Source organism: Streptococcus sp. P25B114 (assembly GCF_053010325.1).
Window position 1 is genome coordinate 84225 of record NZ_JBRKNW010000002.1, and the last position, 26911, is coordinate 111135.

Here is a 26911-nt window from a genome sequence, read left to right on the forward strand (position 1 = left end):
CATGACAATTAAGGTAATTATTGCAGGTTTTAAGGGAAAAATGGGCTCAACAGCGGTTGAGATGGTCAAGGGAGATGCAGACCTTAGTCTAGCTGCCTTGGTAGACCCATTTGCCACTGAGACAGAAGTGGATGGCGTGCCAGTTTTTAAGACAAAAGAAGAAGTTGCAGAGCTAGATGCTGATGTCTGGGTGGATTTCACCACGCCCAAATTTGCCTATGAAAACACACGCTTTGCTTTGGAGAATGGCTTTGCGCCAGTAGTTGGAACGACTGGATTTACACCGAAAGAAATCGACGAACTGACTGCACTTTCGGCTGAAAAAGGCTTGGGTGGCTTGATTGCGCCAAACTTTGCTATCGGAGCTATCTTGCTCATGCAATTCGCAGCACAGGCTGCCAAGTATTTCCCTAATCTGGAAATCATCGAATTGCATCATGACAAGAAAAAGGATGCTCCAAGTGGAACAGCTATTAAGACTGCTGAGTTGATTTCGCAAGTCCGTCAGGCGCAGCCACAGGGTGCAGCCGATGAAGAAGAGTTGATTGCCGGAGCTCGTGGTGCAGAATTTGATGGATTCCGTATTCATTCTGTTCGCTTGCCAGGTCTGGTGGCCCACCAAGAAGTAATTTTCGGTGCCCAGGGAGAAGGATTGACTATTCGTCATGATTCTTATGACCGTGTCTCCTTCATGAGCGGTGTCAATCTCGGTATAAAAGAGGTTGTCAAACGCCAGCAACTTGTATATGGTTTGGAACATTTACTATGAAATTAACACATCTGCCTTCTGAATTTCAGGAGGCTTTGCCGATTTTAGAGAAAATTAAGGCCGCAGGTTTTGAGGCCTATTTTGTGGGTGGATCGGTCCGCGATGCCATTTTGAGAAGAACCATTCACGATGTGGACATTGCAACATCCAGCTATCCGCAGGAGACCAAAGCAATCTTCCCACGGACCATTGATGTGGGGATTGAACATGGAACGGTCTTGGTTCTGGAAGGGCATAAGGAGTACGAAATTACGACCTTTCGGACGGAGGAGGATTACGTGGACTTCCGCCGGCCTAGCCAGGTTTCTTTTGTCCGTTCACTAGAAGAAGACCTCAGACGCCGTGATTTTACAGTCAATGCCTTTGCCTTGGATGAACATGCTCAGGTCATCGACTTGTTTTCTGGACTAGAAGATTTGGAGCAGAAGCGTTTGCGAGCAGTAGGAATCCCTGCAGAGCGATTCAATGAAGATGCCCTGCGAATCATGCGTGGCTTTCGATTTGCGGCTAGTCTGAACTTCGAGATTGAACAAGAAACATTTGAGGCCATGCAGGAAACAGCACCGCTTTTGGAAAAAATCTCTGTGGAACGCATTTTTATCGAATTTGATAAATTGCTGACGGCACCCCATTGGCGCAAGGGGCTGCAGGCTATGATTGATTCTAAAGCCTTTGATTTTTTACCAGATTTGGCTGGAAAAGGGCAGGAATTGGAGAAAATGCTATCTAGCTTGCAGGCAGATTTCATCTTTGAAACTTCTGAACAGGCCTGGGCCATGCTCTTTGTCTGTCTGAAAGTGGACAACATCAAGTCCTTCCTCAAAAAATGGAAAACCAGCAATGAATTTCAACGGACGGTCGTGCAATTGGTGGAAATTTATCAGCACCGCCAGACAGGACCAGTGACCAAGCAGATGGCTTACGAATACGGTAGGACAATGATTGAACTGGTCGAAAACCTGCGTCAGGCTCTGGGGCTCTCGGTTGATTTTGAAGAGATTGCTCAACTCGATAAGGACTTGATTATCCATGAACGACATGAGATTGTTGTGAATGGTGGCATGATTATGAAGAATCTAGCTGTCAAGCCTGGTCCTCTCTTGGGTCAGGTCCTAAATGCAGTGGAGTATGAGATTGTCGAGGGGAATTTGGCCAACTCAGAAGAGGACATCATGGCTTTTGTAAAGGAGTTTTTAAGTAATGAGTGATTTTATCGTTGAAAATTTGACCAAGTCTGTCGGCGACAAGACCGTCTTTTCAAAGATTTCCTTTATCATCCACCCAGGCGACCGCATTGGGATTATAGGGGTCAATGGCACTGGTAAAACAACGCTCTTGGATGTGATTTCAGGCAAGCTTGGTTTCGATGGAGATATTTCACCCTTTACCAGTAAGAATGATTTTCAGATGGCCTATCTGACCCAGGAGCCTGATTTTGATGAGAGCAATACCGTTCTGGACACGGTATTGTCATCCGATTTGCGAGAAATCCAGCTTATTCGCCAATACGAGCAGCTCATGGCAAATTATGACGATAAGAGTCAGGCTCAACTTGAAAAAGTCATGGCAGAGATGGATGCCCTCAATGCTTGGGAAATTGAAAGCCAAGTCAAGACGGTTCTGTCAAAATTAGGATTACAGGATGTGACCAGCAAGGTGGCGGATTTATCTGGCGGCCTGCGTCGCCGTGTACAGCTGGCTCAGGTTCTTCTGGGCAATGACGACCTCCTACTTTTGGATGAGCCGACCAACCACCTGGATATTGAGACCATTGAGTGGTTGACGACCTTTTTGAAAAACACCAAAAAGTCTGTCCTCTTTATCACCCATGACCGCTATTTCTTGGACAATATTGCCACACGCATCTTTGAATTGGACAAGGCCGGTTTGACCGAGTATCAGGGGAATTACCAGGACTATGTTCGATTAAAAGCGGAGCAGGACGAGCGGGATGCAGCTCTCCGTCACAAGAAAGAACAGCTCTACAAGCAGGAGTTGACCTGGATGCGGAGACAGCCCCAGGCTCGTGCCACCAAGCAACAAGCCCGTATCAATCGTTTCCATGACCTCAAGAACCAGGTTCATCAAACTATTGATGACTCAAGTCTTGAAATCAATTTTGAAACCAGCCGAATCGGTAAAAAGGTTATTCAGTTTGAGCAGGTCAGCTTTTCTTATCCTGGAAAGCCGATTTTACAGGATTTTAGCCTGCTAATCCAAAACAAGGACCGTATCGGCATCGTCGGTGATAATGGTAAGGGCAAATCCACCCTGCTCAATCTGATTGCAGGCGACTTGCAGGCTGATGCAGGCAAGGTAGACATCGGAGAAACGGTTCGTATCGGTTATTTTTCTCAAGATATTCGTGGATTAGACGAGAGCAAGCGGGTCATCAATTTCTTGCAGGAAGTGGCAGAAGAAGCCAAGACTACATCGGGCATGGTGTCTATTGCTGAACTTTTGGAGCAGTTCCTCTTTCCGCGTAATACCCATGGTACACTGATTGAAAAATTGTCGGGTGGGGAGAAAAAGCGGCTCTATCTGCTGAAAATCCTTCTGGAACGGCCTAATGTCTTGCTTCTGGACGAGCCGACAAACGACTTAGACATAGCGACTTTGACAGTCTTGGAGCATTTCTTGCAAGGTTTTGCTGGTCCTGTCATCACCGTCAGCCACGATCGTTATTTCTTGGACAAGGTTGCTAATAAAATCCTTGCTTTTGAAGACGGTGGTATCCAGACCTTCTTTGGAAACTACACGGACTATCTGGATGAAAAGGCCTTTTTGGCTTCCAGCTCTGCTATTTCTTTGGAAAAACCAAAGGAGAAAATCGAGAAGGTCAGAGAGAACAAGAAGCGGATGTCCTATTTTGAGAAGCAGGAGTGGGCAACCATTGAGGATGAGATTGCTGGTTTGGAGGAGCGGATCGAAGCCATTGAGGCGGAAATGTTGACCTGTGGCAGTGATTTTACCAAATTGTCGGACCTGCAGAAGGAGCTGGACCAGAAAAATGAGCAGCTCTTGGAGAAGTACGAGCGCTTTGAGTATTTGAGTGAGATGGAGGGCTAGGATGAAAACTCTTATCATAGGCTACATGGCCCTTTACCTACTGGTCACATTGGTTTCAGCCCTTTATAGCTTTCTGAAAACCAAAAAGATGAACCTGCTGCGGCTGAGTTTGACATTTTTGGCAATGCTTGTGCTGGCAGTAACCCTTTATTATTACAGTCAAAGCTACCATGCCTTCCAGATGATTGGTTTTGCCCTTGGTTTTACCTTTATTTCTACGCTTTTTCTCTTCAATGGGACCAAGGAAGGAACTAATTTTATAGCTGCTATGTTGCTGAGTGTTGGGCGCTTTGTTCTCCATATTCAATTTCTAGTTCTGATTTATCTTTTTAGATAAATTGTCCGTACAAGTTGTTTGAAAGGGCTTTACGAAAAGGTTTGCATTGTGGTATAATAGAGAAAATGAAGTGAGGTAATGATTATGTCAAAGAAAATTATCGGTATTGACCTTGGCGGTACATCTGTCAAATTGGCTATTTTAACGACTGCTGGCGAAATCCAGGAAAAATGGTCCATCAAGACCAACATTTTGGATGAGGGCAGCCATATCATTCCGGATATTATCGAGAGTATCAAAGATCATTTTGAGAGCCACAATCTGACCAAGGATGATTTCTTGGGAATTGGTATGGGTTCTCCTGGCGTGGTCGATAGCAAAGCTGGTACTGTGATTGGTGCCTATAACCTCAACTGGAAGACCTTGCAGCTGGTCCGTGAACAGTTTGAGACCGCACTTGGTTTGCCTTTCTTTATTGACAATGATGCCAACGTAGCAGCTCTGGGTGAGCAGTGGGTCGGTGCCGGCGAGAATAATCCTGACGTGGTCTTCATGACGCTGGGAACTGGTGTCGGTGGTGGTGTTGTTGCTGCTGGAAATCTGATTCGCGGATCACGCGGTGCAGGTGGCGAACTTGGCCATTTGACGGTTGATTTTGAAGACCCTATCATGTGTACATGTGGTAAGCCAGGTTGCCTGGAGACGGTTGCCTCAGCGACAGGTATTGTCAATTTGACTCGCCGTTATGCAGCCCAGTATGCTGGTGATTCTGAGTTGAAGAAACTCATTGATGATGGTCAAGATGTGACAGCTAAGGATGTCTTTGACTTAGCAAAAACAGGTGATGACCTAGCTCAGATTGTCTACCGCAACTTTGCTCGCTATCTAGGAACAGCTTGCTCCAACATTGCAGCGACGCTAAATCCAGCCTACATTGTCATCGGTGGTGGTGTATCAGCTGCAGGCGACTTCCTCTTGGACGGTGTTCGCCAGGTCTTTGAAGAGACAGTCTTCCCACCGATTAAGGAATCAACTAAGTTGGCTCTTGCAACACTTGGCAATGATGCCGGGGTTATTGGTGCAGCGTCATTGGTTTTGAAATAAGTAAATCAGGCAGAGGAAACTCTGTCTTTTTTAGAAGAAAGGTTCTAATATGGATTTTAAAGAAACAAGCTCAACAGCTAAAAAAAGATTTGCCAGCCCTATTTTTATCAATCAGGGACAGGGAGACCCCTCTTGTCGCTAAATTTTTTGCAGGCTTAACCTTAATCTACGCCTTGTCGCCCATTGATTTAGTGCCAGATTTTATCCCAGTTTTGGGCTGTTTGGATGACATTATTCTATTGCCCTTATTGGTGGCCTTGACCATTCGATTTATACCCAAGGAAATACTTGACAATCACCGATTGGCCGCTGAGGACCTTTGGAAAGATGGCAAACCCAAGAAGTGGTACTATGGTCTTCCAATCATTTTTCTATGGGCCTTGATTATCTACGTCCTAGTAAAAGTTTTTAAGTAGCCTATCCGCTGTCACAGTTTTTAATTGTTTTGTCTTTCAAAACAAATCAGAATCATATATAATGAAAATGTAGAAATATTGATATTGCAAATTATCGGAGAAGGCGTTCTTTATTCGTGGCTATAGATGGCTGAAAGGTTCGAGGAGGTCTATCATGTCAAAAGATCATATCGTCCGCTATCAAGGCTATGTGCTGGTTTTGGGATTTTTACTCTATGCGACAATCTTCTTTCCTGCCCTAAATTTTCAATGGTTTAATACATTTGGTGTGTTTTTTGTTGGAGCAGTAGTATTGCCTTGGGCCATCTACACCAAGCAGATTCCCCACATGCTTATCTGTCTCTTTCTGATCATTAGCCCATTTTTAACATTTTACATTGGATTGTTATCGATGCTCTTTGGTCCTTAAAAATTGGAGGTAAATCATGAAAAAATGGAATCTACACCAAGTTTCCCACTATCTACTTATAGCGGGGACCCTCTTTTGGTTATCAGGATTCTTTCTAGATAACTGGATTCGTCATTGGTTCTTCCCTTCTAGCTGGGGTTCTGTAGTTGTTTTTTACATCCTGCCACCGATTGGACTTGTAACGCTGATTTTGTCCTTCTTCACAAAGAAGGTGTGGCAGGCAGCTCTCTCCATTGCCTTTATCCTATCCTTTTTCATCACCATGTTCGTTGGTTACTTCTTGTTTGGTCCCTAAGAAAGGAGTAGCAGTATGCTAAAGAAAAGTTTGGATTTGTTTAGCTGTTTCATTATCGGCCTGGGATGTCTGATTTGGCTCAGTATATGGTTACCCATGGAAAATTGGTTTCATCTGGAAAAGTGGGCCTATACCGCATGTTTTAAAATTGTCCCCTTGCTGGGAATGGCTCTGCTACCAGTAGCTATCTATCATAAAAAGCCTAGACATACCATTATTGCCCTACTCTTCATCGTTTGCTATTTTCTGACCGCAACATTGGCCATGTATATGGGTAACACTTACCTCTTCACTCCATAGAACTCTAGCTTGCTTCTGGAATTTTTGGGTCAAAAAAAGTATAATAGTTGCATGACAAAAGCAGATATTATTTTTAAAGAAAACATTCGTAAGATTATGGAAGAGGGCGTTTTTTCGGAGAATGCTCGCCCTCGTTACAAGGATGGAAATGTAGCGAATTCCAAGTACATTACAGGTGCCTTTGCAGAGTATGACTTAGCCAAGGGCGAGTTCCCTATTACTACATTAAGACCTATCCCAATCAAGTCAGCCATTAAAGAAATTCTCTGGATTTACCAAGATCAGACTAATGACTTGTCTGTTTTACAAGAAAAGTATGGCGTCCAGTATTGGAATGACTGGGAAGTTGAGGGAACAGGGACCATCGGAGAACGTTATGGTGCTATTGTGAAAAAACACGACATCATTTCAAAAATTCTCAAGCAATTGGAAGAAAATCCATGGAATCGCCGCAATGTGATTTCCTTATGGGATTATGAAGCCTTTGACCAATCCGCTGGTCTCTTGCCATGTGCCTTTCAGACCATGTTTGATGTTCGTAGAGTGGATGGGGAGATTTATCTGGATGCAACTCTAACTCAACGGTCAAATGATATGTTGGTAGCCCACCATATCAATGCTATGCAGTATGTAGCCCTTCAGATGATGATTGCTAAACATTTTGGCTGGAAGGTTGGGAAGTTTTTCTATTTCATCAACAATCTTCACATCTATGACAATCAGTTTGAACAGGCTGAGGAATTGCTCCGTCGAACCCCGTCGGAAGTAGAACCACATTTAGTTCTCAATGTCCCAGACGGCACCAATTTCTTTGATATTAAGGCAGAAGATTTTGACTTGGTGGACTACAATCCAGTTAAACCGCAGTTAAAATTCGATTTAGCAATTTAACTGGATTAGCAGTGAAGAACTTCGTTCTTTTACCTCGCTTCTTTATTTTTAGGCTCGGGCTGAAACAGTTCCCCGAACTGTTTCACTTCCAACCTTCAACAGTCTATACTCAGACTTTCGAAGCCAGTTAAAACGCAACTCAAATTTGACTTAGCGATTTAAGATGAGGGGGGCTTTCCAGTACCAGCGAGATTCACATTCTACGAATCTCGGTATCTTCCCTATCTCTGAGGAAGGAGTCGGTGATAGTTTCAACATGATAAAAATTTGCGCTTGGCCTACTTGGTAAGTGCATTTTTCATGTTTTTTTGATAGAATGATAGGACGGAAAGTGAGAGAAAATGACAAAGAAGATAGTTGCAATTTGGGCACAAGATGAAAATGGATTGATTGGAAAAGGGGATAGACTTCCATGGTATTTACCTGCAGACTGGGCTCATTTTAAAGAAACGACCACTGGTCATACTATGGTAATGGGACGTATAACCTTCGACGGCATGGGTAAACGTGCTCTTCCCAATCGTCACACCATCGTTTTGACTACAGATAAAACCTATCAACTAGAGAATGAACATGTTACCATTTTACACAGTGTGGAAGATGTCCTAGATTGGTATAACAAACAGGAGCATACTCTATTTGTGCTTGGTGGGGGACAAATTTTTACTGCTTTTGCACCTTACATTGAAGCTTTAATAGTGACAGATATTCACGGTCAATTTAATGGCGATGTGTATTTTCCGAAAGCATTTCCTATGGAGAAATTTCAGCTACAAAGCGCCAATTTACGTCCAAAAGACGAGAAAAACCCGTATGATTTTACAATAAAAACCTATGAAAGAAGAGATGGTTAGGCATGGAGAGAAGTTTATTCGGTTTATTTACAGCATTTCTCTGTGGGATTTGTGTTCTTTGTGCGATTCAAGCCTTTCGGAAGAAACGTTTTGGTTTAGCAATTTTATTTTTACTGAATGCTTTTACCAATCTGGTCAATAGTATTCACGCCATTTATGGATTTTTATTTAGATAAGAGATATGAAAGAGGAAACACATGGCTGTTAAGCATACACATGAGCTAATCTATTGCTCATTTTGCGGAAAAAATCAAGAAGAAGTTAAAAAAATTATCGCAGGGAACAATGTCTTCATTTGTAATGAGTGCGTGGAACTAGCACAGGAAATCATTCGTGAGGAACTGGCAGAAGAAGTTTTGACAGACTTGGCCGATACGCCAAAGCCACAAGAATTACTCAATATCCTGAACAACTACGTCATCGGACAGGATCGTGCAAAACGTGCTTTAGCAGTAGCCGTTTACAACCACTACAAACGTATCAATTTCCAAGATAGCCGTGATGAGAACGATGTTGATTTGCAAAAATCAAATATCCTCATGATTGGCCCGACTGGTTCAGGAAAAACCTTCCTAGCTCAGACCTTGGCTAAAAGTTTGAATGTCCCGTTTGCTATTGCCGATGCGACCGCTCTTACTGAGGCGGGTTATGTTGGTGAAGACGTAGAAAATATCCTCCTCAAACTCTTGCAGGCGGCGGATTTCAATATTGACCGTGCAGAAAGAGGGATTATCTATGTGGATGAAATTGATAAAATTGCCAAAAAAGGTGAAAATGTGTCCATCACCCGCGATGTATCCGGCGAAGGGGTCCAGCAAGCTCTCCTGAAAATTATCGAGGGAACGGTTGCCAGCGTGCCACCTCAGGGCGGACGCAAACATCCAAACCAAGAGATGATTCACGTCGATACCAAGAACATTCTCTTTATCGTTGGCGGTGCCTTTGACGGTATTGAAGAAATTGTTAAACAGCGTCTGGGTGAGAAAATCATTGGTTTCGGTCAAAACAACCGTGCTATTGAAGAAAAAGATTCTTATATGCAGCACATTATCGCGGATGATATTCAGAAATTCGGTATCATTCCAGAATTGATTGGTCGCTTGCCTGTCTTTGCAGCTCTGGACCAATTGACTGAGGATGACCTAGTACGTATCCTGACAGAGCCTCGAAATGCTCTTGTTAAGCAGTACCAGACCTTGCTTTCTTATGATGATGTCGAGTTGGAATTTGAAGAAGATGCTTTGCAGGAAATTGCCAAAAAGGCCATCGAGCGTAAAACTGGTGCACGTGGACTTCGTTCTATCATCGAAGAGACCATGTTGGATGTGATGTTTGAAGTGCCGAGTCAAGACGATGTCAAGAAGGTTCGTGTGACAAAAGCAGCAGTAGACGGTGAAGGAAAACCTGAGCTAGAAACTGCCTAAAATTCATCAGGAGGTGTCAATTGACCGCCTCCTTTTTCAGAGAAAGGGGAAAATATGGAAATCAATACCCATAATGCAGAGATTTTACTGAGTGCAGTTTCAAAGACCCAGTACCCAGATGATGATATTCCAGAGATTGCCCTGGCTGGACGGTCCAATGTTGGAAAATCGTCCTTTATCAATACCTTGCTGGGGCGTAAAAACCTGGCTCGGACGTCAGGCAAACCTGGAAAAACCCAGCAACTGAATTTTTATAATATCGATGATAAAATCCGTTTTGTTGATGTGCCGGGCTACGGTTATGCCAAGGTTTCCAAGACTGAGCGCGAAAAGTGGGGCAAGATGATTGAGGAATATCTGACCAGTCGAGATAATCTCCGCGTGGTGGTTAGTCTGGTAGATATGCGTCATGAGCCATCTGCCGATGATGTTCAGATGTACGAATTTCTAAAATATTATGAAATCCCAGTCATTGTCGTTGCTACCAAAGCCGACAAAATTCCACGTGGCAAGTGGAACAAGCATGAATCCATTATCAAAAAGAAATTGGATTTTGATAAGAATGACCAGTTTGTCGTCTTTTCATCTGAAACTCGACATGGCTATGACCAGGCCTGGGATGCTATTCTGAGTGAAATCTAACAAAAATAAAAAAATAGAGATATTTTTCTTGCATTCTAAACTAGACTATGTTATCATAATTGAGGTTTGAAAAAACTGACCTAAGACAGTAGGGGAGCTAGACTCATAAACATCCTACCGAGGCACAAAACGATTATGGATATAAACGTGTTTGTACTTTCGTGTCTAGGTTTAGGTGCGATTTTTTTGTGCCTAGCCCAAAATAAAAACGGAGGTAAACGAAATGTCAGAAGCTATTATCGCTAAAAAAGCGGAATTAGTGAATGCCGTTGCTGAGCAAATGAAAGCTGCAACATCTATCGTTGTGGTTGATGCGCGTGGTTTGACAGTAGAACAAGATACAGTTCTCCGTCGTAACTTGCGTGGTGCAGAAGTTGAGTACAAAGTTATCAAAAACTCAATCTTGCGTCGTGCTGCTGAGCAAGCTGGTCTTGAAGGTCTTGCAGAATTGTTTGTAGGTCCATCTGCGGTTGCATTCTCAAATGATGCAGTTGCTCCAGCAAAAACAATTTACGATTTCGCGAAAACTGCTGATGCTCTTGAAATCAAAGGTGGAGCTGTAGAAGGTAAAGTTTCTTCTAAAGAAGAAATCGAAGCACTTGCTACATTGCCAAACCGCGAAGGCATGCTTTCTATGTTGCTTTCTGTACTTCAAGCGCCAGTTCGCAACGTTGCATACGCTGTCAAAGCTGTTGCAGAAAAAGAAGACGCAGCTTAATCAAATCGCGTCAGAGCGTAGCTGCTTAGTGCTACAAACTATTTAAAAACCTAAATTGGAGGAAAATCACAATGGCATTGAACATTGAAAACATTATTGCTGAAATTAAAGAAGCTACTATCCTTGAGCTTAACGATCTTGTAAAAGCTATCGAAGAAGAATTTGGTGTAACTGCGGCTGCTCCTGTAGCTGTTGCTGCAGCTGGTGGTGCTGCTGAAGAAGCTAAAGATTCATTCGACGTAGAATTGACATCTGCTGGCGACAAAAAAGTTGGCGTTATCAAAGTTGTACGTGAAATCACTGGTCTTGGTCTTAAAGAAGCTAAAGAGCTTGTTGACGGTGCACCAGCTATGGTTAAAGAAGGCGTTGCAACTGCAGAAGCTGAAGAAATCAAAGCTAAATTGGAAGAAGCTGGCGCTTCAGTTACTCTTAAATAATAGAGTATCGCAATTTGATTGCGGAAGCCTAGTAATTCAAGGTTTTAGAATTGCTTAGAGCGATAAAAAATTGGGAGAATGTTATTCCCCACCAAAACCCCACCAAGATTAAATCTTGGTGGGGTTTTATTTATGGTATAATATGTATATATATCGCTAAGGGTACCCTTAGTCTATTGCTTACACAATAGACTAATACTATCAGCTCTTAGATAAATCAGTTTAGGAGTCTATTTCATGGCAATAAAGGGAATTACATTAAAAGAGAGTATGAATCGCTCTGTTCAAGCAATTATGCCACTTGATGAAGAAAAAGAGGTATTTAATCAAAAATTGGTTAGTTATTTGACTCATTTAAAAGACAAAGAGGATGAGTCAGAGGAATACCAGAAAAATCTTCTCAAGGGATTTTTAGAAAGTGTATTGCCTTATAATTTTATTAATACTTCTAGTCGAATAGACCTTGCTATCTATAATGGTAAAGACGCCAATTCGTCACTAGGTATTCTTTTTGAATGCAAGAGTTTGACTAACAAGTCTGAAATGATGTCAACGGAAAAAATCAATTCCAAAGCACTTCAAGAAGTTGTTTATTATTACCTACAAGAACGCCTATTTAATAAAAATTTAGAAATCAAAAAGTGTATTATCACAAATGGCCTATCTTGGTTTGTGATAGAGGCTAAAGAATTTGAAAAATATTTTTTCAAAAATAAAAAGCTAGTTGACCTCGTGACAAAGTTCAGAAATAATCAACTTTCTAGCAATAAAACAGATTTCCTTTATAGTGAGGTTATTGCACCAGAAATTGACAAAGCAATTGAAAAGGGAATCGTTATTGCTCACTTTGATCTTAGTCAAGCTCTAGTTAAGACCAGTAAGTATATTGAAATCAAGAAAAATAATCTGACTCAGCTTTATCGATTCTTCACAGCAGAGAATCTTCTCAATAAAGAGATTTTTACTGATTCAAATAAACTCAATAAGAATTTCTATGATGAATTGCTTTATTTGATGGGGCTAGAAGAAACGAAGTCAGGGACTTCAAAAATTATTTCACGTTTGAAACCTGCTAAACGCCAACGGTATTCTTTTGTTGAGAATATCATTGATAAATTGGAGATGAAAGATGTTCCAAAAGAAATGCAGGAAGACATTGCTATTCAACTAACAGTTGTCTGGACAAATAGGATTCTATTTTTGAAACTGTTAGAATCTCAGCTGGTGTTGTTCAACAAAGATGAATCTTATAGGTTCTTGACCTATGAAAAACTGCCTAACTTTGAGGAGATTTATAGCTTATTCTTTGCTGTACTTGCTAAGAAAGTATCGGAAAGAAATGATCGAATGCAAGAAAAGTTCGGTTATGTCCCTTATCTGAACTCATCACTGTTTGAAGAAACAGAATTAGAAATTTCTAGAGATGGGATTGGTATTGATAGATTACCAGAGGGAGATATTGAAATTTTCTCCAAAACAGCTCTTAAAGGTGTAGATAAAAAACGTAAAAAAGGGAACATCAATTTTATTGATTATCTCTTTGAGTTTTTGGATTCTTATGACTTCTCGACCTCCATCAGCCACCATGAGAAATCTAAGAATGACCTTATCAATGCGTCAGTTCTGGGATTAATTTTTGAGAAAATCAACGGCTACCGTGAAGGCTCTTTTTATACGCCAGGCAATATTACCATGTATATGTCACGTAAAGCGATTCGTACAGCAGCAGTGGACAAAGTCAATGAGGCACTCGACTGGCAGTGTGAAACAATCGAAGATATAAAGTTTAACATATGTAATGCTCAGATTGCTAAAAAGGTATCAGATGCGATTGACAGTTTGAAGGTTTGTGACCCAGCGGTTGGATCCGGTCACTTCCTCGTATCAGTCCTGAATGAAATTATTGCTCTTAAAAGTGATTTAAATGTTTTGTTTGACGCTGATGGCAACTATATTGGAAACCTGATTCAATGTTATGTTATTAATGATGAGCTAGTCATTCAAGATATGTCTGGAAATAATTTTTTGTATCAGACAGGTAATCAGCAGTCAGAACAAATTCAAAAGGCAATTTTCAACCAGAAGAGGCATATTCTGGAAAATTCGCTCTTTGCAGTGGATATTAACCCAAGTTCGGTCAATATTTGCCGTTTGCGTCTCTGGATTGAACTCTTGAAGTCTTCTTATTACTATCAGGATACTGATACTAACCAACCTGTTTTGACGACTTTGCCAAATATCGATATCAATATTAAAGTAGGCGATAGTCTCTTACATAAGTTTGATTTTGACTATGAATTTGATATGAGAAAAACAGATTTCAAGGACTATCTATCTCTAGTTAAAGACTATAAGGAGACGAATAATAAACGAGTAAAAGCAGAAATCTGGGAGAAAATTGAAAGGCTCAAACATTCCTTTGATGATACGGCTTCAAGTCCTGAATTAAAGAAATTATCTCGGCTCATATCCGAACGAAATAAGGCTGGTGCCATTAGCTTATTTGAGGAAGAGAATAAAAACTCTAAAGAAGTAGCGGAATTAAATAAGCGACTAGCAAAAGCTGAAAAGGAATTGGAATACAGACTGAAAAATCCATTATTCGCTAAAGGTATGGAATGGCGAATGGAATTTCCTGAGATTTTGGGAGAAGCTGGCGAATTTATCGGCTTTGACCTTGTCATTGGGAATCCGCCTTATATCTTTGCTCGTAATCAGTCCTTTACTGATGAGATGAAAGCCTACTACTCAAGGACTTATCAAGTAAGTGAATACCAAGCCAATACCTATACTATATTTATGGAATTGGCTTATCAGCTCTTGCGTAAAGGTGGGACATTCTCCTATATCATTCCAAATAACTTTTTGACCATTCAGACCAATTCAAGGGTTCGTCAGTTTATCACGGAGCAGACAAGTGATGTTGTCTTGATAAATTCTCTGGACAAAATTTTTGCGGATGCTAGCGTGGATAACTGTATCATTTTCTTCAAGAAGAATGCGCCAAACTGGATTGAAGTAGCAGAATTGTATCACGGCGAGTTCAACACTGTCGGACGAGTTGCGTCAGATTTCTTTGGAGAAATTCCAACATTTTCAATCTCGATGGTCAAGTATAAGTCAGCAATTTCGGCATATGAACGAATTGATAAAATTAGGGGAATAAATGATTCTAAGTTAGCAAACATAGGAGTTGGCATAGAAGCATATAGAAAAGGGAGAGGTAATCCGAAGCAAACAGAAGAAGATGTAAAAGCTCGGATTTATCATTCATCTAAAAAAATTGATGATTCCTATGTAAAATATCTCGAGGGAAAAAATGTTTCTAGATATAAATTATCTTGGAACGGCGAGTATATTAAATACGGTGTACATCTTTCAGAACCAAGACCTTCAGTAAATTTTCAAAATCCTAGGTTAATTGTTAGGCAAATACCTTCCTACAAATCTTATTCAATTGAAGCAGCGTATACCGATGAACATTTAATCAACGATAGAAATTCCAATATCATTGGAGATATAGAAGTAAATCCTCTTTATTTGTTAGGTGTAATCAATTCAAAAGCAATTTCATTATGGTTTATGATGAAGTTTGACAAATTCCAACGAAGAGTATTCCCTCAATTTAAGGCAAATGAATTAGGTCAATTCCCAATTCCAGCTGCCACTGATTCCCAGCAAGAAGAATTAGCACAGCTTGTTGAACAACTGATGGAAGAAATGAAAAAAGATTCTCCTGAAACTGAAAAAGTCAATCAGCTTAATCAGGAAATTGATGAACTTGTCATGGATTTGTTTGAACTAACTGAAGAAGAGAAACAGACCGTTAGAGAATTTGAAGTATAGAAAGTAGGTATAAATGGCAAAAAGTTTGCAAAGTCAATTCAGAGATATTGAGAGAAATTTAGTCAGAGAAACGAATAAAATGGTGAAGAGAGCTAATAAGAAGATAAAGCCTGTTATCCTTCCAACACAACTAGATTCCTCTAAAACAGCACTAAACTTTAACGAATATCATCAAGATAATAGTACTCATGTTTCTGTTAATGGAGATTTGATAAACTCACAGATTGGTGGACAAAATAATGCGTTAAACATTACCTGTACTGATATGGAAATTGAGAGTGTATTTGAGAATATCAGAGAGTACTCTAGGACATTAGATGAAGAAGAACAGACAGAATTAGTGACAATTTTAAATGAGGTACAAGAAGTCGGAAAAGTTAATAACCATCAAACTTTCTTTGAAAAGCACCCGATACTTGCAATGGCTCTTAGTGCTAGTGTAAGCTGGGGAGTTGAGAATGGAATTGATAGATTAGTTAGTGTCATTTCAAATACATTTAAGTGAAAGTGAGATTTACTTGACTTAGAAAGAATCTTGAAAAAGATAATCACTTGTTCTTTAATACAACTTTCACTCGAAACATTTTTATAAGCTGATCAACCTTTTAAAATGTTAGATTTATTATTAGTAGATTCGTTATATAAAATATTTTTTATAATTCATTAAATGATGACGAAGTTCTTATTGCAAACGATTTCAGTTTTCGGTATAATAGTATATAATGATTGTTGGAGAAAGTTTCATGAAAAGATACAAGAATTATATTTTTGACTTTTATGGTACCTTGGTAGATATTATAACGGATGAAAACAAGTTAGAACTATGGGAAAAGTTAGCTGAAATTTACCATTCTTTTGGTTGTACTTATGGTGCACGTCAGTTAAGGAGTTCCTTTCAAGAAAAAGCCAGTGAGGCCGAGCTAGATTTGATTCGGATTAGTCCTTACGAAAACGTTGAAATTGACCTTGAGAAAGTCTTTATTCAATTACTAAAGGATGAAAAATACCGCCGGCCAACTAAGAATGAACCAGCAGATTTAAAAACCTTTGGTCAAATGGTAGCTTCCATATTTAGAATCCTGTCACGTGAGAAATTGACGACTTATGCCAATACCTTGTCAACACTTGCTTATCTAAAGGATAAGGGTAATCGTCTCTATATACTTTCCAATGCTCAACGTGTTTTTACGCAGGCTGAAATTGAAATGACTGGTTGTGCTGAATATATTGAAGGCATATACATTTCCTCTGATTATCGAATCAAAAAACCTGAACCAGAATTTTTACAAGGCGTCTTGAATGAGAACCAGCTGGATCCTACTGAAACGGTTCTAGTTGGAAATGATTTGACTACAGATATTGCAATCGCGCAAGAGCTAGGTATAGATGCTATACTTTTGAACACTTTCCCCTATTCTCCAGAGGAGATTCAAGCTTATCGAGATTTAGGATGGAAGTTTGAAGTAATTGAGGATATTTCAGAGCTAGTCTCACTTCAAGGATAAGCGTTATAGTTACTTCTATCAACTAATATTTATGTACATTTTATTATGTAAATACTATCAAACTACTTTCCTAGGATGAGAGTAGTTTTTGTCTTTTCCAGTCATTTTCTGATATACTGGTTAGGTATAAAAATTAGAAAGGTTCTGTTTTGGGTCATTCCCAAACAGTAGTCAGCTAGTCTGGCTAGAGGTATTAGTTTCATGTCTCAAACCCACATTAACGTTATCGGAGCTGGTTTGGCCGGCTCAGAAGCAGCTTATCAAATTGCCAAGCGTGGCATTCCCGTCAAACTCTACGAGATGCGTGGTGTCAAGCCGACGCCCCAGCACAAGACCGACAAGTTTGCGGAGTTGGTTTGTTCTAACTCTTTCCGTGGTGATAGTTTGACCAACGCTGTCGGTCTTCTCAAGGAAGAAATGCGTCGCTTGGATTCCATTATCATGCGGGCTGGTGAAGCTCACCGTGTGCCTGCTGGCGGTGCCATGGCCATGGACCGTGAGAATTTCTCCCAAGCGGTCACAGATGAGATTCACAATCACCCACTGATTGAGGTCATTCGTGGCGAGATTACGGACATTCCTGACGATGCTATTACAGTTATTGCGACGGGGCCTTTGACATCTGACGCCTTGGCGGAGAAGATTCACGCGCTTAATGGTGGCGACGGTTTTTACTTCTACGATGCGGCAGCACCGATTGTGGACAGCTCGACCATTAACATGGATTTAGTCTATCTCAAGTCTCGTTATGACAAGGGAGAGGCTGCCTATCTCAATGCTCCGATGAACAAGGAGCAGTTCACCGCTTTTTACGAAGCTTTGATTTCAGCTGAGGAAGCACCGCTTAATTCCTTTGAAAAAGAAAAATACTTTGAGGGCTGTATGCCTATTGAGGTCATGGCCAAACGTGGTATCAAAACCATGTTGTATGGTCCAATGAAGCCAGTTGGTCTGGAATATCCAGAAGACTACAAGGGGCCGCGTGATGGCGAATACAAGACACCTTACGCAGTTGTCCAACTCCGTCAGGACAACGCAGCTGGCAGCCTCTACAACATCGTAGGCTTCCAAACCCATCTCAAGTGGGGTGAGCAGAAGCGAGTCTTCCAGATGATTCCAGGACTTGAAAATGCGGAATTTGTCCGCTATGGTGTTATGCACCGCAATTCCTACATGGATTCGCCAAACTTATTGGAACAGACCTTTGCCACCAAGAAAAATCCCAATCTTTTCTTTGCAGGTCAAATGACAGGAGTAGAAGGCTATGTTGAGTCTGCCGCTTCTGGTTTAGTGGCCGGTATCAACGCTGTTCGCCGTTTCCGTGGCGAAGACCCAGTCATCTTCCCACAGACCACAGCCATCGGTGCTTTGCCATTCTACATCACCCACACCGAAAGCAAGCACTTCCAGCCTATGAATGTCAACTTTGGCATCATTAAGGAGCTGGACGGACCGCGGATCCGCGATAAGAAGGAGCGTTATGAGGCAATAGCAGAGCGTTCTCTCAAGGACTTGGAAGAGTTTTTGACTTACTAAGATAATCAGTTATCTCCAGACACCTCCGGGTGTCTTTTGTGTTATACTGGGGTTAGAAAACCGAAGGAGAAACACGATGAATCACGATACTTGGAAGGGGATTATCTTGCAGAAGCAGGGCTTATTGACACCCCAGTCTGCCCAGAGAATCTGCCAAAATCTCAATGGTTTACAGGCTCAGTTTCAACCCTATGTTCATGTCGGATTTCGTAACCGAATGACAGCGGAGGATTTTCACGAGGGTAGCTGGCAGGAGGAGCTGACTCGTCAGTGGTCCATTCGGCGAACGGTTCATGCCTATCTCAAGTCAGAAATTCCTCTCTATATCCACGAGGGGCGGATGGCTAGTACCGACTATCTTCAAACCGTCGGTCGCGATGATTTTTCACCTCAAACCAAGCAGAAGTATCATCGGATCATCCTAGAAGCCTTGGAACAAGCCCCTATGACCCGCGAGGAGCTGAAAATCCTCTGTCGTGCGGAAAAAATGACGCAGGTAGAGGAGAAGCAAGTTTTCAACGCTTGGGGCGGGCTTTTTCGCTACATGGTCGAGCGTGGGGAAGTCTATCAGGAGTACGGTGCCAAACGTTTTCATCGCCTGACAGACTTTCAGCCACTTTCACGGGAAAAAGCAGAGTTGGAAATCGCACGGCGGTATTTTTCAGGTTTTGGTCCTGTCAGCTTAGCGGATGCCCGTTACTACTTCAAGGAAAATAAATCTACGGTCCTAAATTGGATGAAACAATTGGATTTGAAAACTATAGAAGTAGCAGGGGAAGAACGCTTCTATCTAGGAAAATTAGAAGAAGCAGAAGTACCAGACTGCCTCTTCATTGCAGGTTTTGACCAACTTTTGCTAGGTTACGAAAAGAAAGCCAATCCCTTCTTTGATCCCAAGCATATTCGGCAGATTTATACGCTGACAGGCATTGTCAAACCAGTTGTTTTCTACAAAGGACGACTGGTTGCGACCTGGCGACGTGATAAGGACAGGATTGAATTGGCTATATTTGAAAATCTGACCAATCGTGAACTAAAAGACCTGGAACGTTACCGTCGAGTCTACGAGGAACGCTTGAAAACTGAGCAAAAATTGTTCGGATAATCCGAAAAATGACGTAATATAACTAAATTTTCTGAATATTTCAGAAAATCTGTGGTATAATACTAAAAACACTGTTTAGAAAGAGATAGCAATGAATAAGTCCTACTTTTATTTGGATATGAAAACGCATGAATTGGAAGTGCCATTTACTACTAGAAAACGCCGAGTCCGTGTCTTATTGCCAAAAGGATATGAGGAAGATGTGGATAAAACCTACCCAGTTGTCTATTTTCATGACGGACAAAATGTCTTGTATAGTAAAGAAGCCTTTTCAGGATATTCCTGGAAGGTGATTCCAACTATCAAACGAAATCCTGATATTGAAAAAATGATTATTGTGGCCATAGACAATGATGGTTTGGAGCGCATGCATGAATATGCTGCTTGGAAGTATAGCGAGATGGGCATTCCTGGTATTCAGTTTGGTGGGAAAGGGACCCTGTATGCTGAATTTGTCATGGATGTGGTCAAGCCCTTCATTGACCAAACCTATCGCACCAAGCCTGACAAGCCTCACACCGCCATGATTGGCTCATCACTTGGCGGTAATATCACTCAGTTTATGGGATTGGCCTATCAGGACCAAATTGGCTGTCTGGGAGTATTTTCATCAGCTAACTGGCTCCATCAAGAAGCCTTTGACCGCTATATTGAGCGACAAGCACTGGATAAAAATCAACGAGTTTATATCTACGTCGGAACAGAAGAAGCGGATGATACCGACAAGACCCTCATGGCAGGTAATATCAAACAGGCCTATATCAATTCCTCGCTGACCTACTATCGTCAATTGATAGCGGGAGGCGTTGATTTGGACAATATCGCCTTGGAAGTTGTTTCTGGTGCCGTCCATAATGAGGAAGCCTGGGCAGCTTATTTGCCAGATTGCTTGCGCTTTTTAAGCGAAAAGTGGTAATGTAAAGAATTAGTTAGGAGAATGAATATGCATGTAGAATTTTTAAGTCACTGGTCTGGCCATCTTGGTCGAGAAATGAATGTGAACAGATATGGTCACGCGGGTATTCCAGTAGTTGTTTTTGCCTCATCAGGCGGTTCGTACAATGAATTCGCAGATTTTGGAATGATTGAAGCTTGTCGTGGCTCTATCGAGGCTGGTCATGTTCAATTTTTCACCCTAACCAGTCACGATAAGGAAAGTTGGTTGGCAGACTGGAAGTCTATTCATGATAAAGCTGAAGCTCACCGTGCCTATGAGCGTTATGTGATTGAAGAAGCGATTCCATTTATTAAACATAAAACTGGCTGGTTTGATGGTATGATGACAACTGGTTGCTCAATGGGGGCCTACCACGCGCTGAATTTCTTCCTCCAGCATCCAGATGTATTTACAAAAGTCATCGCGCTTTCAGGTATCTATGATGCTCGTTTCTTTAACAACAATCAAGACTATGGCTATGATGGTGCTGTTTATCAAAATTCACCAGCAGACTACATCTGGAACCAAAACGATGGCTGGTTTATTGATAAATACCGCCAAGCAGATATCATTGTCTGCACAGGTTTGGGCGATTGGGAGCAAGATGGATTGGATTCATTCTACAAGCTCAAGCGTGCCTTTGAAGAGAAAAATATCCCAGCTTGGTTCGATACCTGGGGTACGGATGTGGCGCATGATTGGGTTTGGTGGAGAAAACAAATGCCATTCTTCCTCCATTCTATCGGACTTTAAGCTAGAAAGGACTACCTATGAATTATCTCGTTATTTCACCTTTTTATCCAGAAAATTTTCAACCGTTCACCATTGAATTGGCTAAAAAAGAAGGCGTTACGGTTCTAGGTATCGGGCAAGAACCCTACGACCAACTGCCTGAGGAGCTCCGCCATGCCCTTACAGAATACTTCCGTGTGGAAGATTTGGAAAATATTGATGAAGTCAAGCGTGCAGCTGCCTTCTTGATATACAAGCACGGCCCTATTGACCGTGTGGAATCCCACAATGAGCATTGGCTTGAAAATGATGCGGCTCTCCGTGAACAATTTAATATCTTTGGAGCTAAGCCAAAACACCTGAAAAAGACTAAATTTAAGTCTGAGATGAAAAAATATTTCAAAAAAGCAGGTGTTCCAGTCGTTCCTGGTGTTGTTGTCAAAACAGAACGTGATTTTGGTAGAGCCTTGAAGAATGTTGGTTTCCCCATGATTGCTAAGCCAGATAATGGTGTTGGTGCATCTGGTACCTTCAAAATCGAGAATAAAGAAGATTTTGATCGATTTATTGAAAACTGGGATAGAACCACTGTCTATTTCTTTGAAAAATTCGTCAATTCAAGTATTATCACTACTTATGATGGTTTGTTAGACCATGACGGCAATGTTATTTTTGAAACAGGCTTAACCTATGTTCATACTCCATTTGAATTGATGCAAACCAAGAAGGACAATGCCTACTTTATCGAAAAAGAACTAGATCCTAAGTTGGTGGAATATGGCAGAGCTATTATCAAGGCTTTTGGTATGAGAGAGCGTTTTTTCCATATTGAATTTTTCAAGGAAGGTGACGATTATATCGCCATTGAATACAATAACCGTATGGCAGGTGGTTTCACAGTTGAAGCCTATAACTACGCCCATTCCATTGATCTTTTCCGTGATTATGCCAATGTTGCAACAGGTGGTACAGTTGAGGAACGTAGATTTGAACCACAATACTGCTTGGTAGCAACTCGTCGTGATACAACTGACTATGTTCACTCTGCAGATGACATTCATCAGAAATTCGCTGGTAAGATTAAAACCGTCAAACGCATGCCAGATGCCTTTGCAGAATTGCAAGGAAATGATGCCTACCTCCTTGTGACAGAGAGCAAGGAAGAGTTGGATGAAATGATTGCCTACATTGGTTTAACAAAATAGAATGAATTGAAAGATGCCAGAAATGGTGTCTTTTTTCTTTTCTTACAATCTTGTAAGTTTTTGCGTCAGAACTGTAAGGGAACAAGGCAGAACTATTTTCTATAATAGACTCATAAGAAACAGAGAGAAGGAAAGTTTATGTCATTCAAATTTTTACAAGCAAAACACATTTTTGGTAAAACACAAGAAAGTAAACGACAAGAAAAACAGGAAAAACAAGCTGAATTACTATTCGAATTAGAACACGAACTCTTTCAACGTAACTGGATGTACTAGGAGGTTTAAGTGGTGAAATCGTACAATGCATATCAACTGAAACTCGCTATGGCTGGCTTGATGGTTCTGGATCATCTGGATATCATTCCAGGTTTTATCCCAAATCAACTTGGCATGGTCTTTCACATGATGACTCGCTGTGTCGCAGTTTTCTTTGCCTACATGTTGGTTGAAGGCTATCTTCATACGAGAAATGTCAAAAACTATCTTTTGCGACTATATGGTGCAGCAGGGCTGATGGCCACTGGAAATGTTTTGATAAACAGTCTTTACCAATCAAAAGATATTTACATCGGTAACAATATCTTTTTGACATTAGCTGTTGGTCTAACCATGTTGGTTTGTCTTAGAAATTTTGCTGAACACACTAGAAAGCAACAAATCCTTCAAGTCCTATCGGTTGGACTATTGACCATCTTAGGTGCCTTTTTAACAGAAGGTGGCTATGTGGTCTTGCCCTTCATCCTCATCACCTATTTAGGTCGTAAGTCACTATTCAAACGCAACTTGTTCTACGGGTTATTTGCCCTATTCTTGCTATTTTTGTCCTATCAGCCTTATGAAAGTATTGAAATGACTGTCCAGATGATGCTCTACAATGCTGACTGGTTATTTATCTTGGTCTTGCCAATTCTAAGTCATTATAATGGACAAGCAGGGCCCCGGACAGCATTTTCACGCTATTTCTTTTACATTTTCTATCCGCTACACTTGTGGCTACTGGCAACCATTGCCTATTTTATCTAACCTTACAAAGCTGTAAGTTTTCAGGTCAGAATTGTAAGAGAAGGTAATTAGAATATTTTCTAAAATAGACTCATAAGAAACAGAAAGAAGGAAATCTCATGTCATTCAAATTTTTACAAGCAAAGAGAATGGAAGAAAAGGCATTCTCAGAAAAAGAGAAAGCCGAACTCATGGAACAAACCTTATTCTTAGAAGAGCTCGCCCATGATTTGCAAAGTATGCGATTTATGGCATACTAGAGGGAGGAAACGATGAAAAAGAAAGTATTTAGCTTGCTGGCTTTGGGCAGTATAATGTTAGCTGCTTGTTCTTCCTCTTCAGCAGGCCTTAGCTTTGATGAGGGCTATCAAACTTTCCATTACAAAGGAAAAGACTATGCCGTTAGCAAACAGGAAGTTGCCGAAGATAGTATTCAAGGAACAGAAGTTCCGTTTATGGATTGGCCTGTTGTCAAAGAAGAAGGGGCAGTGAAAAAGACAGTATCCTTGAATAATCTCTATATAACCACTAACAAAGAATGGGCCATCGGTGTCCAGGATGGTTATTATAAGGTGGATTTAGAAGATAATATTGCTGAATCAGACCGAATCGACTATCAAGCATTACTTGATACAGTTGATTTATCCAAAGAAAACAATTAGGAGTTTGTATGTTATTAGAAATCAATCATTTAGAAAAAGTTTACCGCACACGTTTTTCAAAAGAGGAAACGCGTGCCCTTCAAGATGTGGACTTCAAAGTCGATAAGGGTGAATTCATTGCAATTATGGGCGAAAGTGGTTCTGGTAAAACGACCTTACTCAATATTCTAGCAACCTTGGACAAGCCGACGAGGGGATCTGTTCTCTTGAACAATCAAGACATCACCAGTATCAAGGAAAGCAAGCTGGCAGATTTCCGTTTGCGTAATCTAGGTTTTGTTTTCCAAGATTTTAATCTCTTGGATACCCTGTCCATCCAAGACAATATCTTTTTACCTCTGGTATTGGCACGTACTGGCTATGAGGAAATGGAAAAACGTTTGAAAGTTTTGGCGCCAAAACTGCGGATTCAAGATTTGCTGAAAAAACGTCCTTTTGAACTTTCTGGTGGACAAAAGCAGCGCGTGGCCATTGCTCGTAGTTTGATTACCCAGCCACAGATTGTCCTAGCGGACGAACCGACAGCTGCCCTAGATTACCGCAATTCGGAAGACTTGCTGAATTTGTTTGAAGACATCAACTTAGACGGACAAACTATTCTCATGGTGACTCACTCAGCCAACGCAGCCAGTCATGCCAAACGGGTTCTCTTTATCAAGGACGGTCGCATTTTCCATCAACTATACAAGGCAGGCAAGAGCAATCAAGACTTTGCCAAGGAAATTTCGCTCAATATGTCTGCACTTTTAGGGGGTGAGTAGATGTTTTACCTCAAACTTGCTGGGCAAAATATCCGAAAATCCATGGGTGTGTTTGCTCCCTTCGTTTTAGCCAGTCTTGTGCTATTTACTCTGATTTGTTCCATGTTCTTACTCATGCTGAGTCCAGTTATGAAGACCATGGGCTCTGGTGCCGTTTCTATCGGTCTTGGTGTTGTTGTTCTGACCATTTTCTCGGTCATTATGGAGATTTATAGTTTTAATTTCCTGATGAAACAACGGGCGAGGGAATTTGGTCTCTATAACATGCTGGGGATGAACAAGAAAAAAGTAGCCTTGATAGCCAGCCTAGAATTGATGATGATTTTCTTGCTAGTTGTGGTTCTTGGTTCTGTCTTAGCAGGTGTGTTTTCAAATGTTCTCTACTTGATTTTTGTCAATATAACGCATTATAGTGATTTGCATTTTGGAATAGACCCTCTGGCCTTTGTCATGACCGCCTTTCTCTTTGCTGGTATCTTCTTTCTCTTGGAATTGCTGGCCATTCGGACCATTGGCAAGACCAGTCCACTGATTTTGTTCCGTGCCAGCGAGAAGGGGGAGAAGGAGCCAAAAGGCAATGTCCTTCTGGCTGCCCTTGGTGTAGTGGGACTGGGTGTTGGATACTACCTATCACTTTCATCGAAAGCAGCAGGGTTAGTTGTCATCTATCGTTTCTTCATCGCAGTGCTCTTTGTCATTGCGGGTACCTATCTGTTCTACATCAGTTTTATGACTTGGTATTTGAAGGCTCGTCGGAAAAACAAACGGTATTTCTATACGCCAGAGCATTTCATTACGACTTCGCAGATGATTTTCCGGATGAAGCAGCACGCAACGGGTTTGGCCAATATTACGCTACTTGCGGTCATGGCCTTTGTGACCATTGCGACCACAACCTCCCTTTATACAGGTATGAGCAGTATGACAGGTGCACTATATCCCAAGGAAACATCTATTACCTATAAAGTTTCGGATAGAAGTCAAGGTGAAGCTGCCTATCAGCAATCGGTGCTCAGCCATTTTCCAGAAAAAGCTAATGACAGTCTTTCCTACCTGACCTATCAAGCTGGTCTAGTCTATGATGGTGGCGAAGAGATTGTCATTAGCCCAGAAACCATTGCCAATCCAGACTTTAGCAAAATGGCCTTTACCTACTTCATCACCCAAGTTGATTTCAGGAAATTGGGGAATGACCTGCCAGAGCTTGTTGCCAATCAAGTGGTCTTTATGCGTCCGAGTGAAAAGCCATCGCTTAAGAAGCTTGTTTTGGGCGAGCAAACCTTTGAGAATGTAGCCAATCTTGACCAGGCTATTTTCCCAGACAACTACAATACGCTAAATGCCGCCGTTATGGTAGTCAGTGATGACACTGTGTTGGATGCTGTTCGTGAGTATTACGAGTCCAATAATCCGCAAGGGTATACAGTCAGTCTGGACTACCGTGTCTTTACCGACTTGACTGATGAAGAGGTTGCTTCGATTGGTGAGCAAGCTGGGGACTCTTATAATATCAACGATGCAAACGGAGAATTCCTAGGATATGCTATGCAAAAATCAGATTTCAACAATTTACAGATGGGCTTTACAGGCGGTTTCCTCTTCACTGGTTTCTTGCTGGGAATTAGTTTCCTACTGGGTGCAGCCCTGATTATCTACTACAAGCAGTATTCGGAAGGGCATGAGGACAAGAAATCCTACAAGATTTTACAAGAAGTGGGCATGAGTGCAACAGCGGTCAAAAAGACCATTAACTCCCAAATACTTATTGTCTTCTTTATGCCTTTGGTCATGGCGACCTTGCATTTCGTGATTTCTCTTGTTATGCTTAAGCAAATGCTATTGACCTTTGGTGTCACCTCTTCGCTTATGATTTATACCGTCAGCGGAATTACCCTACTGGCAGTCGCTCTGATTTACTTTGTCATTTACAAGTGGACCAGCCGAACCTATTATCGTATTATTGAACGGTAGCAGAAGTCTCGCCTTGTGCGAGATTTCTTGCTTTTTCAGGGAAA

29 protein-coding genes and 1 other annotated feature are annotated in these 26911 nt (G+C 41.3%); all 29 genes read left to right on the plus strand.

Translation table 11 applies throughout. The annotated features are described in order from the left end of the window. Position 1 precedes the first annotated feature (1 nt). The 29 genes from dapB to ACVC7T_RS01775 all read left to right on the plus strand — a co-directional run bounded on the left by dapB (position 2) and on the right by ACVC7T_RS01775 (position 26867). Positions 2–769 carry a 4-hydroxy-tetrahydrodipicolinate reductase gene (dapB, locus tag ACVC7T_RS01635; protein WP_125265474.1) on the plus strand — a complete coding sequence of 256 codons (768 nt, stop codon included), beginning with the start codon at positions 2–4 and terminating at the stop codon, positions 767–769. After that, positions 766–1977, plus strand: a complete 1212-nt coding sequence (locus tag ACVC7T_RS01640) for a CCA tRNA nucleotidyltransferase (RefSeq protein ID WP_447262354.1) — start codon at positions 766–768, stop codon at positions 1975–1977. Before dapB ends, ACVC7T_RS01640 begins: the two co-directional genes overlap by 4 nt. Continuing rightward, on the plus strand, positions 1970–3838 hold the full coding sequence (locus ACVC7T_RS01645; RefSeq protein WP_394731915.1) for an ABC-F family ATP-binding cassette domain-containing protein: 1869 nt from the start codon (positions 1970–1972) through the stop codon (positions 3836–3838). The genes ACVC7T_RS01640 and ACVC7T_RS01645 overlap by 8 nt, the downstream gene beginning before the upstream one ends. Before the next feature lies 1 nt (position 3839). Next, a complete protein-coding gene (locus tag ACVC7T_RS01650; protein WP_170239277.1) occupies positions 3840–4175 on the plus strand; it encodes a hypothetical protein in 336 nt (111 codons plus the stop codon). 84 nt (positions 4176–4259) lie between these two features. After that, the gene (locus tag ACVC7T_RS01655; RefSeq protein WP_447262355.1) at positions 4260–5219 is read left to right on the plus strand and encodes an ROK family glucokinase; all 960 of its coding nucleotides are present in this window, start codon (positions 4260–4262) and stop codon (positions 5217–5219) included. Between the two features lie 89 nt (positions 5220–5308). Further along, a complete protein-coding gene (locus ACVC7T_RS01660; RefSeq protein ID WP_238140778.1) occupies positions 5309–5635 on the plus strand; it encodes a YkvA family protein in 327 nt (108 codons plus the stop codon). A gap of 154 nt (positions 5636–5789) precedes the next feature. Further along, positions 5790–6044, plus strand: a complete 255-nt coding sequence (locus ACVC7T_RS01665) for a hypothetical protein (RefSeq protein ID WP_105123283.1) — start codon at positions 5790–5792, stop codon at positions 6042–6044. Between the two features lie 16 nt (positions 6045–6060). Beyond that, complete coding sequence (locus ACVC7T_RS01670; RefSeq protein ID WP_105123284.1) at positions 6061–6339, plus strand: hypothetical protein; 279 nt, start codon at positions 6061–6063, stop codon at positions 6337–6339. 15 nt (positions 6340–6354) lie between these two features. Continuing rightward, entirely contained in the window at positions 6355–6639 is a 285-nt protein-coding gene (locus ACVC7T_RS01675; protein WP_394731913.1) for a hypothetical protein, read from the plus strand. A gap of 51 nt (positions 6640–6690) precedes the next feature. Continuing rightward, positions 6691–7530 carry a thymidylate synthase gene (locus ACVC7T_RS01680; RefSeq protein ID WP_447262356.1) on the plus strand — a complete coding sequence of 280 codons (840 nt, stop codon included), beginning with the start codon at positions 6691–6693 and terminating at the stop codon, positions 7528–7530. A gap of 341 nt (positions 7531–7871) precedes the next feature. Further along, on the plus strand, positions 7872–8384 hold the full coding sequence (locus tag ACVC7T_RS01685) for a dihydrofolate reductase (RefSeq protein ID WP_044992870.1): 513 nt from the start codon (positions 7872–7874) through the stop codon (positions 8382–8384). Positions 8385–8581: 197 nt separating this feature from the next. Continuing rightward, on the plus strand, positions 8582–9808 hold the full coding sequence (gene clpX, locus ACVC7T_RS01690) for an ATP-dependent Clp protease ATP-binding subunit ClpX (protein ID WP_105123286.1): 1227 nt from the start codon (positions 8582–8584) through the stop codon (positions 9806–9808). A gap of 54 nt (positions 9809–9862) precedes the next feature. Further along, on the plus strand, positions 9863–10450 hold the full coding sequence (gene yihA / locus ACVC7T_RS01695; RefSeq protein ID WP_172061880.1) for a ribosome biogenesis GTP-binding protein YihA/YsxC: 588 nt from the start codon (positions 9863–9865) through the stop codon (positions 10448–10450). Between the two features lie 61 nt (positions 10451–10511). Then, positions 10512–10646: a sequence feature (ribosomal protein L10 leader region), on the plus strand. Between the two features lie 27 nt (positions 10647–10673). After that, positions 10674–11168: a 50S ribosomal protein L10 gene (rplJ, locus tag ACVC7T_RS01700; protein ID WP_002936486.1), complete on the plus strand. Its 495-nt coding sequence runs from the start codon at positions 10674–10676 to the stop codon at positions 11166–11168. Between the two features lie 71 nt (positions 11169–11239). Further along, positions 11240–11605 (plus strand): 50S ribosomal protein L7/L12, encoded by a 366-nt coding sequence (rplL, locus tag ACVC7T_RS01705; protein WP_002936483.1) that lies wholly within the window; start codon positions 11240–11242, stop codon positions 11603–11605. A 237-nt stretch (positions 11606–11842) separates the two neighbouring features. Then, the gene (locus ACVC7T_RS01710; protein ID WP_447262357.1) at positions 11843–15451 is read left to right on the plus strand and encodes a type IIG restriction enzyme/methyltransferase; all 3609 of its coding nucleotides are present in this window, start codon (positions 11843–11845) and stop codon (positions 15449–15451) included. Between the two features lie 13 nt (positions 15452–15464). After that, on the plus strand, positions 15465–15956 hold the full coding sequence (locus tag ACVC7T_RS01715; protein ID WP_105111800.1) for a hypothetical protein: 492 nt from the start codon (positions 15465–15467) through the stop codon (positions 15954–15956). 217 nt (positions 15957–16173) lie between these two features. Then, positions 16174–16956, plus strand: coding sequence for an HAD family hydrolase (locus tag ACVC7T_RS01720; protein WP_447262358.1), 783 nt, complete (start codon positions 16174–16176; stop codon positions 16954–16956). Positions 16957–17157: 201 nt separating this feature from the next. Continuing rightward, entirely contained in the window at positions 17158–18492 is a 1335-nt protein-coding gene (gene trmFO, locus ACVC7T_RS01725) for a methylenetetrahydrofolate--tRNA-(uracil(54)-C(5))-methyltransferase (FADH(2)-oxidizing) TrmFO (protein ID WP_257056944.1), read from the plus strand. Between the two features lie 76 nt (positions 18493–18568). Beyond that, the gene (locus ACVC7T_RS01730) at positions 18569–19597 is read left to right on the plus strand and encodes a DNA glycosylase AlkZ-like family protein (protein ID WP_447262359.1); all 1029 of its coding nucleotides are present in this window, start codon (positions 18569–18571) and stop codon (positions 19595–19597) included. A 91-nt stretch (positions 19598–19688) separates the two neighbouring features. Further along, a complete protein-coding gene (locus tag ACVC7T_RS01735) occupies positions 19689–20513 on the plus strand; it encodes an alpha/beta hydrolase (RefSeq protein WP_447262360.1) in 825 nt (274 codons plus the stop codon). Between the two features lie 27 nt (positions 20514–20540). Further along, entirely contained in the window at positions 20541–21287 is a 747-nt protein-coding gene (locus ACVC7T_RS01740; RefSeq protein ID WP_447262361.1) for an esterase family protein, read from the plus strand. A gap of 17 nt (positions 21288–21304) precedes the next feature. Next, positions 21305–22471: an ATP-grasp domain-containing protein gene (locus tag ACVC7T_RS01745; protein ID WP_447262362.1), complete on the plus strand. Its 1167-nt coding sequence runs from the start codon at positions 21305–21307 to the stop codon at positions 22469–22471. Positions 22472–22609: 138 nt separating this feature from the next. After that, entirely contained in the window at positions 22610–22747 is a 138-nt protein-coding gene (locus ACVC7T_RS01750; protein ID WP_172015819.1) for a hypothetical protein, read from the plus strand. Between the two features lie 12 nt (positions 22748–22759). Further along, entirely contained in the window at positions 22760–23494 is a 735-nt protein-coding gene (locus ACVC7T_RS01755) for a TraX family protein (RefSeq protein ID WP_447262363.1), read from the plus strand. A 98-nt stretch (positions 23495–23592) separates the two neighbouring features. After that, positions 23593–23733 carry a hypothetical protein gene (locus ACVC7T_RS01760; RefSeq protein ID WP_032535054.1) on the plus strand — a complete coding sequence of 47 codons (141 nt, stop codon included), beginning with the start codon at positions 23593–23595 and terminating at the stop codon, positions 23731–23733. A 12-nt stretch (positions 23734–23745) separates the two neighbouring features. Beyond that, entirely contained in the window at positions 23746–24135 is a 390-nt protein-coding gene (locus ACVC7T_RS01765; RefSeq protein WP_105160935.1) for a NisI/SpaI family lantibiotic immunity lipoprotein, read from the plus strand. A gap of 8 nt (positions 24136–24143) precedes the next feature. After that, positions 24144–24896 carry an ABC transporter ATP-binding protein gene (locus ACVC7T_RS01770; protein ID WP_172074648.1) on the plus strand — a complete coding sequence of 251 codons (753 nt, stop codon included), beginning with the start codon at positions 24144–24146 and terminating at the stop codon, positions 24894–24896. Next, complete coding sequence (locus ACVC7T_RS01775; protein WP_447262364.1) at positions 24897–26867, plus strand: FtsX-like permease family protein; 1971 nt, start codon at positions 24897–24899, stop codon at positions 26865–26867. Positions 26868–26911 lie beyond the last annotated feature (44 nt).

What these genes read in the sequence shown, in the direction of transcription:
- trmFO (WP_257056944.1), top strand. Translation starts at nt 17,158, where the DNA reads ATGTCTCAAACCCACATTAACGTTATCGGAGCTGGTTTGGCCGGCTCA.
- ACVC7T_RS01675 (WP_394731913.1), top strand. Translation starts at nt 6,355, where the DNA reads ATGCTAAAGAAAAGTTTGGATTTGTTTAGCTGTTTCATTATCGGCCTG.
- ACVC7T_RS01760 (WP_032535054.1), top strand. Translation starts at nt 23,593, where the DNA reads ATGTCATTCAAATTTTTACAAGCAAAGAGAATGGAAGAAAAGGCATTC.
- rplL (WP_002936483.1), top strand. Translation starts at nt 11,240, where the DNA reads ATGGCATTGAACATTGAAAACATTATTGCTGAAATTAAAGAAGCTACT.
- ACVC7T_RS01680 (WP_447262356.1), top strand. Translation starts at nt 6,691, where the DNA reads ATGACAAAAGCAGATATTATTTTTAAAGAAAACATTCGTAAGATTATG.
- yihA (WP_172061880.1), top strand. Translation starts at nt 9,863, where the DNA reads ATGGAAATCAATACCCATAATGCAGAGATTTTACTGAGTGCAGTTTCA.
- clpX (WP_105123286.1), top strand. Translation starts at nt 8,582, where the DNA reads ATGGCTGTTAAGCATACACATGAGCTAATCTATTGCTCATTTTGCGGA.
- ACVC7T_RS01640 (WP_447262354.1), top strand. Translation starts at nt 766, where the DNA reads ATGAAATTAACACATCTGCCTTCTGAATTTCAGGAGGCTTTGCCGATT.
- ACVC7T_RS01685 (WP_044992870.1), top strand. Translation starts at nt 7,872, where the DNA reads ATGACAAAGAAGATAGTTGCAATTTGGGCACAAGATGAAAATGGATTG.
- ACVC7T_RS01735 (WP_447262360.1), top strand. Translation starts at nt 19,689, where the DNA reads ATGAATAAGTCCTACTTTTATTTGGATATGAAAACGCATGAATTGGAA.
- ACVC7T_RS01770 (WP_172074648.1), top strand. Translation starts at nt 24,144, where the DNA reads ATGTTATTAGAAATCAATCATTTAGAAAAAGTTTACCGCACACGTTTT.
- ACVC7T_RS01720 (WP_447262358.1), top strand. Translation starts at nt 16,174, where the DNA reads ATGATTGTTGGAGAAAGTTTCATGAAAAGATACAAGAATTATATTTTT.
- ACVC7T_RS01710 (WP_447262357.1), top strand. Translation starts at nt 11,843, where the DNA reads ATGGCAATAAAGGGAATTACATTAAAAGAGAGTATGAATCGCTCTGTT.
- ACVC7T_RS01750 (WP_172015819.1), top strand. Translation starts at nt 22,610, where the DNA reads ATGTCATTCAAATTTTTACAAGCAAAACACATTTTTGGTAAAACACAA.
- ACVC7T_RS01740 (WP_447262361.1), top strand. Translation starts at nt 20,541, where the DNA reads ATGCATGTAGAATTTTTAAGTCACTGGTCTGGCCATCTTGGTCGAGAA.
- ACVC7T_RS01715 (WP_105111800.1), top strand. Translation starts at nt 15,465, where the DNA reads ATGGCAAAAAGTTTGCAAAGTCAATTCAGAGATATTGAGAGAAATTTA.
- ACVC7T_RS01765 (WP_105160935.1), top strand. Translation starts at nt 23,746, where the DNA reads ATGAAAAAGAAAGTATTTAGCTTGCTGGCTTTGGGCAGTATAATGTTA.
- ACVC7T_RS01745 (WP_447262362.1), top strand. Translation starts at nt 21,305, where the DNA reads ATGAATTATCTCGTTATTTCACCTTTTTATCCAGAAAATTTTCAACCG.
- ACVC7T_RS01670 (WP_105123284.1), top strand. Translation starts at nt 6,061, where the DNA reads ATGAAAAAATGGAATCTACACCAAGTTTCCCACTATCTACTTATAGCG.
- ACVC7T_RS01650 (WP_170239277.1), top strand. Translation starts at nt 3,840, where the DNA reads ATGAAAACTCTTATCATAGGCTACATGGCCCTTTACCTACTGGTCACA.
- ACVC7T_RS01775 (WP_447262364.1), top strand. Translation starts at nt 24,897, where the DNA reads ATGTTTTACCTCAAACTTGCTGGGCAAAATATCCGAAAATCCATGGGT.
- dapB (WP_125265474.1), top strand. Translation starts at nt 2, where the DNA reads ATGACAATTAAGGTAATTATTGCAGGTTTTAAGGGAAAAATGGGCTCA.
- rplJ (WP_002936486.1), top strand. Translation starts at nt 10,674, where the DNA reads ATGTCAGAAGCTATTATCGCTAAAAAAGCGGAATTAGTGAATGCCGTT.
- ACVC7T_RS01655 (WP_447262355.1), top strand. Translation starts at nt 4,260, where the DNA reads ATGTCAAAGAAAATTATCGGTATTGACCTTGGCGGTACATCTGTCAAA.
- ACVC7T_RS01730 (WP_447262359.1), top strand. Translation starts at nt 18,569, where the DNA reads ATGAATCACGATACTTGGAAGGGGATTATCTTGCAGAAGCAGGGCTTA.
- ACVC7T_RS01665 (WP_105123283.1), top strand. Translation starts at nt 5,790, where the DNA reads ATGTCAAAAGATCATATCGTCCGCTATCAAGGCTATGTGCTGGTTTTG.
- ACVC7T_RS01645 (WP_394731915.1), top strand. Translation starts at nt 1,970, where the DNA reads ATGAGTGATTTTATCGTTGAAAATTTGACCAAGTCTGTCGGCGACAAG.